Annotated in this window: 7 protein-coding genes and 1 riboswitch; of the genes, 2 read left to right on the top strand and 5 right to left on the bottom strand. The window is 35.4% G+C overall.

Annotated elements, in window-relative coordinates:
- Positions 1-18: 18 nt before the first annotated feature.
- A complete protein-coding gene (locus tag ACTJIP_RS15250) occupies positions 19-426 on the bottom strand; it encodes a type II 3-dehydroquinate dehydratase (protein WP_077413535.1) in 408 nt (135 codons plus the stop codon).
- Positions 427-670: 244 nt separating this feature from the next.
- Positions 671-769, top strand: a riboswitch (SAM riboswitch).
- An 83-nt stretch (positions 770-852) separates the two neighbouring features.
- Here ACTJIP_RS15250 and ACTJIP_RS15245 point away from each other — a divergent pair.
- A complete protein-coding gene (locus ACTJIP_RS15245) occupies positions 853-3,789 on the top strand; it encodes a SusC/RagA family TonB-linked outer membrane protein (RefSeq protein WP_440704805.1) in 2,937 nt (978 codons plus the stop codon).
- Between the two features lie 17 nt (positions 3,790-3,806).
- Positions 3,807-5,300, top strand: coding sequence for a RagB/SusD family nutrient uptake outer membrane protein (locus ACTJIP_RS15240; protein ID WP_077413536.1), 1,494 nt, complete (start codon positions 3,807-3,809; stop codon positions 5,298-5,300).
- Between the two features lie 236 nt (positions 5,301-5,536).
- On the opposite strand, the gene ACTJIP_RS15235 is transcribed toward ACTJIP_RS15240, so the two are convergent.
- From ACTJIP_RS15235 to ACTJIP_RS15220, 4 genes are all read right to left on the bottom strand, one after another.
- On the bottom strand, positions 5,537-6,097 hold the full coding sequence (locus ACTJIP_RS15235) for a hypothetical protein (protein ID WP_139348456.1): 561 nt from the start codon (positions 6,095-6,097) through the stop codon (positions 5,537-5,539).
- Positions 6,087-12,704 carry an RHS repeat-associated core domain-containing protein gene (locus ACTJIP_RS15230; protein ID WP_440704804.1) on the bottom strand — a complete coding sequence of 2,206 codons (6,618 nt, stop codon included), beginning with the start codon at positions 12,702-12,704 and terminating at the stop codon, positions 6,087-6,089. Before ACTJIP_RS15230 ends, ACTJIP_RS15235 begins: the two co-directional genes overlap by 11 nt.
- A 117-nt stretch (positions 12,705-12,821) precedes the next feature.
- Complete coding sequence (locus ACTJIP_RS15225; protein WP_440704803.1) at positions 12,822-13,307, bottom strand: hypothetical protein; 486 nt, start codon at positions 13,305-13,307, stop codon at positions 12,822-12,824.
- A 6-nt stretch (positions 13,308-13,313) separates the two neighbouring features.
- Positions 13,314-14,162 carry a hypothetical protein gene (locus ACTJIP_RS15220; RefSeq protein WP_077413540.1) on the bottom strand — a complete coding sequence of 283 codons (849 nt, stop codon included), beginning with the start codon at positions 14,160-14,162 and terminating at the stop codon, positions 13,314-13,316.
- Positions 14,163-14,443: the final 281 nt, after the last annotated feature.

Genomic DNA, 14,443 nt, shown 5'->3' with positions numbered 1-14,443 from the left:
GCAGATATTATTTGAAAATTACTTTAAGCTTAATATAGCCAATCTATATCCATCCATTCCAAAGCCAGATAAAACTGCATCCGTATTGGCAGCTGTCACAGACTTCTGTCTGAATTCCTCTCTTTTATAGATGTTGCTGATATGAACTTCTACTTTGGGTTTTCTGATATTTTTTAGACAATCAGCAATCGCATAGGAATAATGGGTGAAAGCTCCCGGATTAATTACTACGGCATCAAAATCATCTTTCTGAAGCCTGTTGATAAGCTCTCCTTCAATATTTGACTGATAATATTTTAATTCATGAGATTGAAACTCGGATTTTAAAATTTCCAAATAGTTTTCCATAGAGATATTTCCATAGATTTCCGGTTCTCTGGTACCTAACAGGTTGAGGTTAGGTCCGTTTATAATCAAAACTTTCATACTATAAAATTAAAAACTTTTTTTAATTAAATGCTCAAAAATTTCCGCACAAATTAACGTTCGTTCAATTGTATTATTAATAATGATATTTATCATGTTTGATAAAATGGTAATGATTGCAACTCCTTACAGTAATGGGTTTTATTAAAATCTTATGTTAATTTTTGAAAATTTATCATGAAAAATAATAAGTCTACTTGTTTTGTAGACTAAAAGTTTTTAGCTTTGCAACCATATTTCGATCGGCTTATAAAGAAAGATGGAGGGAACTGACCCTGTGAAATCTTGACAACCTACCCATTGGGCAAGGTGTTACGTTCAGCCTTTTAAGGAAAAATAAGCATTTGGTTTATCGTATTTATCGATGCCCTTTGCTGATTTTTCTGCAAAGGGAAAAATTTTAATATATGATAAATGAAATTGATTATGATTAGCAAAAATTTATTCGCTTCTAAAACTTGGATACCTCCGGTTGCTGCATTTTTTCTGGGAGTAACCAGTGTACATGCACAGAATTCTAAGCCGGAAAAGGACAGCCTTCATGAAAAAGAAATTGACGAAGTTGTAGTTGTAGCCTATGGAAAAGCAAAAAGAAACAGCTATACCGGTTCCGTTGCTACCATTTCCAGCGATAAGATCAACAACAGACCTGTAACCAATATTACCAAGGCATTGGAAGGACAGGTTGCAGGGATTCAAACGACGAGTGCATCAGGACAGCCAGGAGCGGTTTCTACCATCCGAATTAGAGGGATTGGTTCTATAAGTGCTTCCAGTGATCCTTTATACGTAGTAGACGGAATCCCTTTTGATGGAAACCTAAATTCTATCAGTCCAAGTGATATTGAATCTATCAGTGTTTTGAAAGATGCCACTGCGAGTGCGTTGTATGGATCAAGAGGAGCAAACGGGATTATCATCATTACCACAAAATCAGGTAAAAAAGGAGAAGCTAGAGTTAATTTTAATATCAGCCAGGGATTCTCCGGAAGAGCCGTAAAAGATTACGAACAGGTAAATACAGATCAATACTTTCAATTATATTGGGAAGCCTTGAGAAACGGATATCAGTCCGGAAAAGTGTCTTCTCAACAGGCTGCACAGATGGCAACAGATAATCTTGTTTCTACACTTGGGATCAATCCATATGGAACAGGATATCCAAAACCGGTGGGAACCGATGGGAAATTATTACCCGGAGCATCACCACTTTGGAATGACGACTGGAGGGATATTTTGCAGAGAGTTGCTTCAAGAAATCAGGTAGATCTTGATATCAGCGGAGGAAGTGAGAAGAGCAATTATTTCTTTTCATTGGGCTATCTTGATGATAAGGGAATGGCTATTGAATCAGGATATAAAAGATACAATACCAGGTTAAAGATCAATTCTGAAGTAAAAAAATGGCTGAATGTTGGGGTAAACTTAAGCTATACAAACAGTATTCAGCAGGCGCCCACTTCTTCAGATTCCAATTCAAGTAATATCATCAATGCTGCAAGATTTATTCCTTCATTCTATCCTTATTACGAAAGAAATGCAAATGGAAGCTATATTTTGGGTGCAGATGGAAACCCGATTTATGATTTCGGAAAATACAGACCAACAAGTGCGCTTCAGAATCAAAATGCCGCGGCAACACTGCCATTAGACAAAAACGAAAATAAAGAAGATAACTTCTCAGGAAAAGGATTTATGGAATTCACTTTCTTACCGGAGTTGAAATTCAAGACAAGCTTTTCTGTTGATTTGGTGAATTATAACGGACATTATTATTCAAATCCATTGCTGGGACAAGGCGCTGAGATTGGAGGTTCAGTAACGAAAACCAATACCAGAACACTTTCTTATACAACCAGTAATATTCTGACATACGATAGGAAATTTGGGAAACACCATGTAAATGCTTTAGCAGGACATGAATTCTATAAATATGACTATCAGACGATTTCCGGAACAAGAAGCCAGTTTTCTCTCCCTTATTATTATGAACCGGATGCTGCTTCTTTACTGGGAAGCTTCAGTGGGAACAGTAATAAATTGAGCTTATTGAGTTTCCTTGGAAAAGTAGAGTATGACTACAATAATACTTATTTCCTGTCTGCATCAGGAAGAGCAGACAGTTCTTCAAGATTTGAAAAGGATAACAGATGGGGGAGATTCTGGTCAGTTGGAGGTTCATGGAAAATTTCCAATGAAGAGTTTGTAAAAAGCCTGAATGTCTTTAATCAGTTGACATTACGTGCCAGTTACGGAGGTCAGGGAAATGATAAATTACTTCGACCAAACGGACAGCCGCTTTATTATGCTTATCAGGAGCTGTACAGATTTATCAGTCTTGGTGGAGAACCGGGAACAACACTTGAAAAAACGGCTACCAATAATGTGAAATGGGAAACCAACCTTAATTTAAATGTAGGATTAGAATTCGCTGTTCTGAATAACAGAATTAAAGGAAATATTGAATATTTCAAAAGAAAAAGTCAGGATCTTCTATTTAACATGCCAGTGGCACCATCTCTGGGAATTAGTGATTATCCTGCCAATATTGGAACTATCCAAAATACAGGATTTGAATTTTCATTATTCACAACCCCAATTAAGAATGATAATTTCCAGTGGAATGTAGATGTAAACCTAAGCACCTTAAACAATAAAGTTACCAAGTTACCTTCAGGGCCACTTGTAGTGGGACAAACCAAGCTATTAACGGTAGGAGGTTCCGTATATGATTTCTATATTCCGGAATGGGTTGGGGTAGATCCAAGCAATGGAAAGCCATTGTGGAAAACGGTTTCTACAGATGCGAGCGGAAATTCAGTAGAAGGAACTACCTCAGAATATTCAAAAGCAACAAAACTCTTGCAGGGTTCTGCTTTGCCTAAACTGACCGGAGGAATCAGTACCAGCATTACCTACAAAAATTTTGATTTTTCAGGATTGCTGACATTCAAAATTGGTGGAAAAATTCTGGACAATGATTATACTTCCATCATGCACAACGGAAGTCTGGGAGGACGTGCATGGAGTGCTGAAATGTTAAACAGATGGACGCCTGATAATCCTAATACGGATGTTCCGGGCTTGAGTACAACAACAAATAACTGGACGTCAAACTCATCCAGATTCTTATACTCAGGGACATATGCAAGACTTAAAAATGTAAGCTTAGGATATACACTTCCTGAGGATTATTTTGAGAAAATCGGACTTAAAAAGTTCAGAATTTATATTCAGGCAGAGAATCTTTTAACCTTCTATAAACATAAGGGAATGGATCCTGAACAGGCTTTGGATGGAACCACCTATTACAGATACCCTGCAATGAGAACAATCACTTTTGGTCTTCAGGCAATACTATAACGTTTAAAATTGAAACAATGAAAAAATTAAAATATCTATCGTTTGCACTTATCGGATTTTTAGCGTTGACAAGCTGTGAAAGCGATCTGGACACTGCTCCGACTGATCAGGCTAACAGTGTGGAAGTTTTCAAAACTGCTGAAAGTGCAGAAACTGTAGTAAACGGTACCTGGGCAAAATTTAATAACGATGGAACTACCTATGCTAATATTGGATATTCCACTGTTTTAAGAGCCAGTGATGCAATGGGAAGCGATGTAGCTGTATTAACCAATAAGTATGGATTTGCTTCTACTTACGCTTTTACAGAAATGGTAAACAGTACGGCTTCTCGTCCGTTATTTATCTGGACCATGTTGTATTCTACCATCAATAATATGAATAATGTTATTACAAGAATTGACGGGACAGAAGGAAGTCAGGAGAAAAAAAATCAGGTGAAAGGACAGGCAAAAGCATTACGTGCCTTCTGTTATTTGAACCTTGCCAGCTTTTATCAGTTCAGCTATCTGAAAGATAAGTCAGCTTTGACGGCTCCCATTTATACTGAACCTTCTACAACAAGCACTGTAGGAAAGAAAAGAGCAAGTCTTGAAGAGATTTATGCTTTGATTAAAAGTGATCTTACCGATGCTGATAATCTATTGAAGAGCTATACAAGAAATAATAAAGATAAAATCAACCGTGCTGTGGTCAACGGACTTCTTGCCAGAACTTATTTGAATACCGGTGATTGGAGTAAAGCTTCAGCATCTGCAAAAATAGCAAGAGAGGGTTTTCCTCTGATGGCTCCGGAAAAATATAAAGATGGTTTTAATGATATCAACAATGCGGAATGGATCTGGGGTCATGGACAAACACAGGAACAGTCTGATGCAAGTTATGCATTCCATTATCTGGATGTGTCTTCATCAGGAAGTTATTATTACAGCTTTATGGCGGATCCTTATTTTAAAGACCTTTTTGATGCCAATGATATCAGATCCCAGTTATTTTCATGGGACGGGCAGAAAGGAAGAGAGGGATTGCTGAGATATGCTAAGTTTAAATTTAAACCAACCCTTATTGCAGATATCGTTTACATGAGAGCTGCAGAAATGTACCTGATTGAAGCTGAAGCTGAAGCCAGAAATGGAAATGTTCCTCAGGCGGTAGCCGTTTTGAACCAGTTGAAATCTGCCAGAAATGCCAATATTTATAGTGGTTCATTATCACAGAACGATGTGGTAGCAGCTGTTTTAGTCGAAAGAAGAAAAGAATTATTTGGAGAAGGTTTCTCTCTATCAGATATTATCAGAACGCAAGGAACAGTGGTAAGAAAACCATTTGTTGATGCTGAAGGTAAGCCTGTAAAAGTTCAGATCACTACACCGGATGGAACAGTGAAAACCGTAGATGGTAGAGGTCATTCCGTTCTTGATTTTCCGGATAAAACGGCTTTTACTCCTAACAGTAATTATTATTTATTCAGTATTCCACAAAGAGAAGCTGAAAATAACCCGAATTTATAAGAGGACATACTTATAATTAGATTTGATTTTTAGCCACAGCGTCTGCGGTGGCTTTTTTGTTGGGTTCATTATGAATTTTGAAACAGCATAATGGGTATATTATTTTCGTTAGACCGAAATTCAGATTTCCTGTCAGGGAAAGAGAAAGGATATGTTCCTGTTTTTTTACTTAATTACATTGAAAAAGCCGGCTCAAAACTAATGACTGAGCCGGCTTTTCTGAATTAATTTACTTATTATTTTAAAATTATTTTAATGTAATTGGATTCAACCGAAGTAGGATACAATGAAACATTATCTTTTAAGTTTATAATACCTTCATTTATATATTGAGCATTATACACTAATTTGAATTGTACAGTTTTCCCTTTATATCTATTTTTAATCAAATAATAGTTCTGATATTGCTCATAAGCAGATTTGTTTTTTTCTAAAAATATGAGCAAAGGAAAAGCAAATTCGTAAGATTCATTAGGGCTGAGGATGAAGAAATTACTTTTTACTTTTTCATAATCTACCGGATAGTTATGGTTTTGATCTAATTTAATATTTTCTATTTTATATCTATCCTGTTTAAATAGGGTAATATCTTCAAGATCAAAACCGTTATTAAGTGTTGTATTCATCGTTTTACTGTATTGGTACAATAAAATTTTTTCTTTGCACTTACTTGTAAATCTCACATTGAGACTATCATTTTTATCTTTATGAATCGTCATCTGTATGCAGTTTTTCTGAGAAAAAATAACGATAAACTGAAAAATTAATAGCAATGATAATATTCTTTTAGTATCCATTTTTTTTAAGCCAATCTTGATATTGTTGTTTTTGAATTAAATCTCCTGCTTTGGCACCATTTCCATAGGCTCTTTCTTCCATTAAGCGATCCGTTTCACGCTTACCTAATTTACTAAGTTTTCCTTCAAAATAACCGCTTATATAATCAATAGCATGAGTAAATTCGTGAACAAATGTACCTGCCAGATTAAGATATGAGGTAAAAGCTTCTTTAAATATGGTAATTTGAGTTACTGTTGTTTTAACTTCTGTTTTGATGACTTTCCCAAGTTGTATATACTTAGTTTTATCAGTTTTATATGCGGTGTTAGCCTTAGTTTCATTACCAGAGCTGCCACCATCCTTAATAGGGATATATCCTGTTTTTTTTGCTAAATTAGTGATTGTTTTTAACTTTCTCATTTTTGCTACTTCAGCTTCAAAATTGGAGTAATCTGGAACTCCTGCCGGATCTATTTTACTTTTTTCCATGTCGTCTATTAAATTATCAGTCGTAGGTGGTTTATGTTTAAGATAGTTAAAGGCTGTTACCATAAGTCCTTGTCCAGCTCCCACCCAGAAATTTCCACCTCCAAGTACAGAACCTACACCTCCGCTGACAGCACCGTTAAGCAAAGCAAAACCATCACTTCTTAAAATGCTGTTATCACCTACATTATTTGTAGCGAAATTCAATAAATCATTAGAAACACTTGCAAAAGCCCCACTTAATAATCCACTCCAGAAATTTCCTCCTTGTACAAGAGATAATGTGCCCTGTGCTATTGCATGGGCCCCAGCTCTGGCGATAATAGTTCCTGTTTTTCCGAGGGCATTTGCGACTTCACCTCCCGCTTTGAAAATATCTCCAATACCATTGCTGATACCCATAGACATCATAGACATTGCGACAGATTGGAACATGCTGCCAATATTAATTGGCCTGTTTAAATAATAATCTGTAGCTACAGAAGTAAATATAGCAATTCCTATAGCAATAAGGGCATCATCCCATCCCATGATCTCTCCGGTAAAGTCATTAAACATCAATGGGTTGTTCATTACATACCCGTATTTGTTGTAGTTTTGGGTATTATAAGGATCCTGAATAAATTCATCGGCATTTAAGAATCTTCTCAATAACGGGTCGTAAAGTCTTCCATTCATGTGAATGATTCCTACTTCCATAAAATGCTCATGAGAAGTATACCCTCTTTCCAATAGCAGACCTCCATTGTTTACAATTTCTTTTATTTTGTTAATGTTAGTTTCTACTGCTCCGCTTCCTATTTGAAGATGGGTGAAATTCCCCCATGCATCAAAATGTCTTTGTTCTAATTTATTTCCGCTTTCGTCACTTATTGCTAAGATGCTGCCTAAATAATCTTTGTGCAGGAATTTATAGGATCCGTTTTCCTCAGTATAGTTTTTTAAATATATAATATTACTTTCATAAGGAGAACCGTCAATATAAAGGATGTGTTTCTCTTTACCTGTGGTATTATCTCTTACGATTTCATAGCTGCCATCTTCATTGTAATATTTTGTAAACTTTCCATCTTTATCCGTATCAAAATTTCCACCATAAGTTACTCTTTGTCTCATCGAGGCCAAACCATACTGGAAGGCTACATCTCCTTTCTCTCCATCAATAAAAACAGGATCATTATTTTCATTATAAGAAATACTTTGGATAAGGTCATTCTGATAATTTTGTTCTCCGGCAGGATTCAGGGTCATCCCGGTTGCCTGATAAATTTTGGTAGAATTTTCAAATTTAATTTTTCCAATCTGATTATTTTCCAGGATTCTCCCTTTGCTGTCATAGACGTTAGAGTTTTCCTGTCCGTTTGTAGGATTTGTCCATGAGATTAATCTATTGTTGTCATCATATTTGAAAAGCTCATTGATATTGAAATCTCCTCCTGTAATTCTACTGTCAAGTTGGTTTTTTAATGCATCAAACTGATATTTGATATGTAAAAGATTAGACTTAACAGGCGACCCATGTTTGGTTTCCTTTAGAACATTAGTAGTAAGATCATAATCATTAATAATTTCTGTTGTTCCCAGTTTGGATTTTAATACCTGGCCTTTTGCATTGATTTCGTTCAGTTGCCAAAGTATTTTACCGGAATTTTTATCCTTTATCTGATAAAGTTCACCACTCCAGTCGCTGTAAATATTTTCAATGTTTACTTTTGTCAGAATACCTGAAGAATACAGCTGTTTTTCATAAAAAACAACTCTTGCCTTGTCGTCATAAACAATTCCTTTCTGTATAAAATATTTACCGTTACTGCTTTCTGATGATGAAAGTAGTCTTCCTTGTGGATCATATACAATACTGGAACTGTAATTTTTCCCGTTTGAGGTACCGGACTTTGAAATAAGCCTTCCCTTGTTGTCATAACTATAAGAAATAACTTTATTAGTAGCCTGGCCGCCATCTGTAGTTGAAATTTCCTTTTGAGAGGTTAGCTGTCTTTGATTGTTATAGGTATATTCTTTTGTTCCCTTTGGACTTGTAACTTTTTTAAGTTGGCCCATCCCATGATACTCATATTTGTATAATCCGTTGGAAGGATCATTAAATTCTGATTTTCTACCCCATGTGTCATACTTGGTAGTAACAATATTCTCATTATATTTAGCTTGAATCTGTTCTCCAGCGGCATTATATGAAAATTGGATTGTTCCTCCTTTATCGGTGGTGGAAATAACATTTCCTAAGGCATCGGTGGTTTTGGTGGTTATCCTTTTATTTCCGTTAATTTCTTCTTCTGTTGTTGTGTTGCCGGAAACTGAAACTTTTACCTGTTTCCCATTAAATGCTGTTGTTGTTATCTTGGCTGGGAATACTGAGTCATCGAAAGAAATGGTGTTCCATTTATTAGAACTTTGTCCTTCAAAATAAGGCTCACTTTCAGCTGTTTTTCTTCCAAGTACATCATATATTATGTCACGAGAAATATATTGTCCTTGTTTAAATGCTTTGGAGGATTCTTTATACTCCTGTCCCCATTTGTTGGTGTATTTTTTTGAAATATCTCCATCCGGATCATATTCTATAACAGTTGAATTATATAAGTTATCTTTTACATATTCATAGGTGGTAACTCCGGAAATGTTTGTTTTGGATTTCATTAATTTACCCCACGCGTCATACTCATTTTCTAAAGTATTCCCCAGAGGATCAGTCTTTTTAGTGACTAATCCCAAATCATTGTAAAGGGTATTGGTCTCTAATCCTAGGTCATCTGTAGATTTAATAACAAATCTACCTTTATCATCATATTGATAATTGGTAATTTGCTTCTGAGAGTCAACACTATTTAAATTTACTTTCTGAATTACATTTCCAAAATTATCATAATTGTATATTTCAGTTAAAGCCCCTGTATTATCCCTATTACTTATTTTATAGATTTTGAGAAGATTATTGTTGTAAATGTATTCCTCTTTTGTTGATTTGGTGTCACCATAAGCCTTAACAGTTGTTGTTTTGGTCTTAGGTTTTCCTATGCTATAATTGGTTCCTGTGGTTGTGTCATGAGGGAAATATTCTAATTCTGACGTTGAAATAGAAAATCCATCATTAATATTTACGGTAGATTTTTTAGGAAGATATAAATTATCATACTCTTCTACAGTATGTACCGTTTTGATGTTCTTTAAAAAGTCTTTTGATGTAGTGATGTACGGATTGATCGCAAGAACAGCCTTAGATTTTTCCGTATCGGGAATTACCGGAACTACAGCTCCGTTCAAAAGTTTATCTATTTTGTAGTCATACTGTTTAAATGATAATAATTGAGTATTGTTCAATGAAATATCCGCAGGGAATATTTTTGATTCATCTGCTGTACGTATACTCCAGTCTTTATAAGGTAATCCTTCGTTGGCAGGATTGATTTCAAAGCCGTTCCAAACTTTGGTATTGACTAATGCATCACTGAAAAACGTTGATCTGGCTGTTTGTCTGAAACCAATCATTCCTTTTCCATGAAGGTTTCCAATTAAGTCCCTGTATCTGAATTCCTGTTTACGATCCCCTTGAATCAATCTTGAAACAACAAAATAACTATAGTTTTCGGTGATGTTGATGTAAGGGTATGCAATCGGATTCGTAGTATAGAATGACTGATAGATGTTTCCTGAATTTGTTAAAGGAGAATATTCTACAACGGTTTTTATTCCGGCCTGACGTATTGACTTAATTTTGGAAATTACATTAAGTTTGCTTCCCAAATCCCAGGTAATCATTTTCGTTCTATGGATAATGGCAAAATCAGTATTGAGCTGAGCTATACGAAACGACCCGAATAGAGGTCTGAATTGCTCGCCATACATAGAATAATTGCCTATTTCTCCATCCCAGTTTAATTCTACTGGAGCAAGACTGTGAGCATTATTAAATATAGGTTTACCATTACTGTCAACACCATCATTTCTCAGGAAATTAAAGCCATAACTGGAATCAGGATTGTTCCAATCGGTCCAGCCGTCTCTGTTCCACCTTTGGGATTCAAAAATTAAGAGATCACTTTTTCCATCTTTATTTAAGTCAGAGGTAGTATATGTTCTTTGAATCTGTCTGTTCTTTCTTAAACTTCCCTCCCACCAAGGTTCATACAGGAAAAGATTAGAATAATAGTGTTTTACAAACCCTGCGCCTGTAGACAGATACATTCTCCAGTCTGAGGAACCATCAGCGATAGGAGCCATGATATCTGTTTTTCCGTCTCCGTTAAAATCACCCAGATAAATAACATCATTGAAGGATTCTTTTGTAGTGGAAAAAGCCTGTACAAATTTGTTCTGTGTGTTTAATTCATAGATGTAAATATTATTATCCTGAATTTTAAGCAAATTCGATTTACCTTCGCCTTTAAAGTCGGCTATTTTAAATTTTTCAAACTCATCACTATCTTGTTTTTGCAGAACTCCGGTTCTGGTATTGTAATAGAACGTTTCTGAAAGATACAGTGAATCAAAATATTCAGACCATTCTCCAGGGCCATTTGGATACCCATATGCTACATTTTCAATGCTTAACAGAAAATCTGAAACTCCATCCCCGTCAAAATCAGCCTCTTTGATTTTGCATTTAAGATCATTGTATTCGATGATGAGGTTGTTATACAGTGTTCCTCTGATTTCTGTGAATAGTTGAGGATAGCTGCTTAGATCAATTTTTTTTGAGGATATCAACTCAGCCTTACCATCAATTACTTCATAGGTTCTTATCAAAACATTTTTTTCTTCAAATGAAGTCTGAGAAGTAAAAAATACACTTTTGTTGAGCAGGATATTGTTTTTAATTCCTGTTCCAACACCTAAAAACTTGCCTTGATAGGTTAAATTATAAAACAGTCCCGAATTCTCCAATCGGTTAATCATTAAGGTCTTGTCCTTTATGAAGTCCAGTTTTCCGTCCCCGTTAAAATCTCCGGAAATAACCTCCTGATAACGGTCATAAAGGTCATCATATCTGCTGTCTTGCCAAAGAGTATTGGTAGCAGAAGGATCCTGCTGATATTGAATGTTTATTGGGTTAGCATTTGCCCCGGCAGAATTAGATTCAGTAATTTTACTTAAAAACTGATAGTTTGTTTTATTTTGAATGTACTCAAGTGAATATTTCTTAAACAGATTTCCGTTTGAATTTACTTTGATCTCAGATAAGATCATACTTTGAGTATACGTTAACCCTTTTATGTAGGTTTGTTCTTTTAAAATTCTGTCAGCATAGGTAAATTCAATGGAGTTAAAATGGCTTTTATTCTGCTGTTCATTACCACCCCATGCTATATTATGTATGGTAGTAACTCCTTTTCCCTGTACATAGTTGTAAGAAATATAATTTCCTTGTGCATCTTTCCATTTGCTGATATTATATTCAGCTGAAGTTCTTGCATCGGCATTAAGACCATACCATGCTTTTGAACCGTCTTCAAATGTAATTTCAAAATAAAGCGGTCCATTCTGTTCAGGATTTACCCCTACAGATTTTATTTTAATATTAGAATATTTTGCAGGAACATATTCTGCTCCGTCTTTGCCGTATTCACCTGATTTCAAAACTAATCTCTCTCCATTGAAAGAATAATAATCAGTATAATCCCATTGGATTCCCTGAGGTTTCCCATCTTTTTCAATAGTTTTTCCGACTCTGGAAATTGATGTTAATCCGGATAAATTCCAACCATATCCGGCAATTCCATTTCCGGAACTGCTGGTATACACCAGATTTGTTTGGGGTGCTACGGTTTTTATCCCGGGAGGCAGCGCGATAGGTAAGGTGAATTGTAGTTGGCCGCCTCCATTTACCTCTATGTTTCCTTTCGTATCATGGAATTTGATACTATCTATTTCTACGGTTCTGGAAGGATTATTAATACCTGCCTGTGAATTTGTTGGTCCGCCACCCGGATTATCTGTTGCAGGACCTATTTTAGCCAGAAACGGATTCGATATGTTTGATTTAGCATGAAATCCTTGTGCCATAATCACCGATTGCGGATCCTGGACGGTCCTTGAGGTAGATTCTGTCTGGTAAAGTATGGTCTGTGAAAACCCCCATACTGAGCACAGGAATAACATCAATGATGAAAATAATTTCATTGTTTTATTAGTTATTTTTAATGATTGTTGAATAATAATAGATAGATTGAAATCAGGTTAAATAAAATGATTATAAATCTTTCAATGCTTTAATTTCTGAATCCCTCTTCCTATTTTTTATCTTTTGGTTACGTTTCTGCTAAAGACTCTTCCGTCTTTTAGAGTAAATCGGAGAATGTAGACACCCCAGTCATATCCGGTCATATTGATTTTGATCTGATTGTTCAGACCTGGAAGATTTTGCTGCTGGAATTTCCAATGAACATTACTGTGTTGATACAATGAAACGGACTCAATCAGTCCGTCTACTTCTTCGGTCCAATCGATGGTTAAATAGTCATTTACCGGAACCGGGTAGAGTCTGATTTGTTTCCAGAACGTTTTTTCATCAATGGCAGTTGCTTGCTTATTGACTGCAGGGACCTTTGCTTCCTCCTGTAATTGTATTTCTTTTGGAACAGACTGTTCAGCTTTTTTACCTGCCGCGTTAGTTCCTCTGTATCGCTGATTTCCAGCTTCGTCATATTTGAAATAGACTTCTGTTTGTGAATAGCCTAGAAAACTAATCAACAAAGAAAAAACGGAAAGTAGTTTTCTTTTCATTGGTATTTATTTTTGAGAGGATAAAAGTTTTTGAATTTGTTTTTCTAATTGTTCAATTTTCTCAGACTGATATTTTAAAACTTTGCTTTCTTCCTGAAGTTGTTTATTTTGTTGTATCGAATAAAGAGTCAATTCTTCAATCTTTTCAAGAAGCCTTGCATCCATTTCCCCTAAATTAATTCCGTCTTGTTCCACTTCTTTGGCTGACGGAATATTGGGTAAATGTCCTTTTTCTGAAATATGTTTTTCTACCTCTTCTAAAGAACGAAGCTTATAGTCTTTTTTGAATACATAATCTGCCCATCCATTAGCGGCAGGATTTTCAACTTTTATCTGTTCTGCTTTGATTCCTTTGCTTACATAGAAAATAAAGTTAGGGTCACTGTCATATTGATCTGTTCCCACGGTTACTTTTCCCGTATTGAAAAGCACCATTAAGCTTTTATGTACAGCATCTGAAAAACGGACTCTTGAAATCCCTGATGAATTGGGAGTACTGGTATCCGAATTGGGATCAATAACATTATTATTGTCCATATGAATATTCAGATTATGCCCTCCCAATAACCTCATAACTGCATCATTAGGTTGTGCCCAGCCGGAATAGCAGCTATTGCAGGGAGAAAGAGCCAGTTGTAGATTTCCGGTACCGGGAACTCCACTTCCGAGATTGATGCTCTGTCCCTCGAGTTTAAACATCTGCTGATTATTCAGTTTAAAAATCAGCGGTTTGTTATCTGTCGTTCCAATGAAATGAGTAGGAGGGTTGGTTCCTGAATTTCCGGTAGTATTCCAGCTTTGTGCAAAAATACTCGTGGTAGCCATTGCAAAAGCAAATAGTAATGTACGTTTCATAAGTAATGTATAAATTAGATTGTAAATATTTTAAAGTTGAAAGAAATAAGGATATTTCTAAGTAATTGTGAATTGTTTTATCTCTTAAAGTGGTAATTAATCTATTGCAAAGATAATAAATAGACACCTTAAGGTGTCTTAAATTGTTTTTTATTCCAGTTTTGAATGGAGTTCTTGATTTGTGAATTATAATGAAGAATACATCAAAAATAATAGCATTTCTTTTAAATAATAAATAATGATTTTTGTGAAAATATGTTTTTTGGAAAAAATGCATGACA

Source organism: Chryseobacterium sp. 22543, from assembly GCF_052044565.1.
Lineage (GTDB): Bacteria > Bacteroidota > Bacteroidia > Flavobacteriales > Weeksellaceae > Chryseobacterium.
Note: the sequence above shows the minus strand (reverse complement) of the source record. Positions and strands in the feature narration are given on the sequence as shown.

Bases quoted from the DNA above. Each gene is read 5' to 3' on its own strand.
- ACTJIP_RS15250 (WP_077413535.1), bottom strand. From the start codon at position 426: ATGAAAGTTTTGATTATAAACGGACCTAACCTCAACCTGTTAGGTACC.
- ACTJIP_RS15245 (WP_440704805.1), top strand. From the start codon at position 853: ATGATTAGCAAAAATTTATTCGCTTCTAAAACTTGGATACCTCCGGTT.
- ACTJIP_RS15240 (WP_077413536.1), top strand. From the start codon at position 3,807: ATGAAAAAATTAAAATATCTATCGTTTGCACTTATCGGATTTTTAGCG.
- ACTJIP_RS15235 (WP_139348456.1), bottom strand. From the start codon at position 6,097: ATGGATACTAAAAGAATATTATCATTGCTATTAATTTTTCAGTTTATC.
- ACTJIP_RS15230 (WP_440704804.1), bottom strand. From the start codon at position 12,704: ATGAAATTATTTTCATCATTGATGTTATTCCTGTGCTCAGTATGGGGG.
- ACTJIP_RS15225 (WP_440704803.1), bottom strand. From the start codon at position 13,307: ATGAAAAGAAAACTACTTTCCGTTTTTTCTTTGTTGATTAGTTTTCTA.
- ACTJIP_RS15220 (WP_077413540.1), bottom strand. From the start codon at position 14,162: ATGAAACGTACATTACTATTTGCTTTTGCAATGGCTACCACGAGTATT.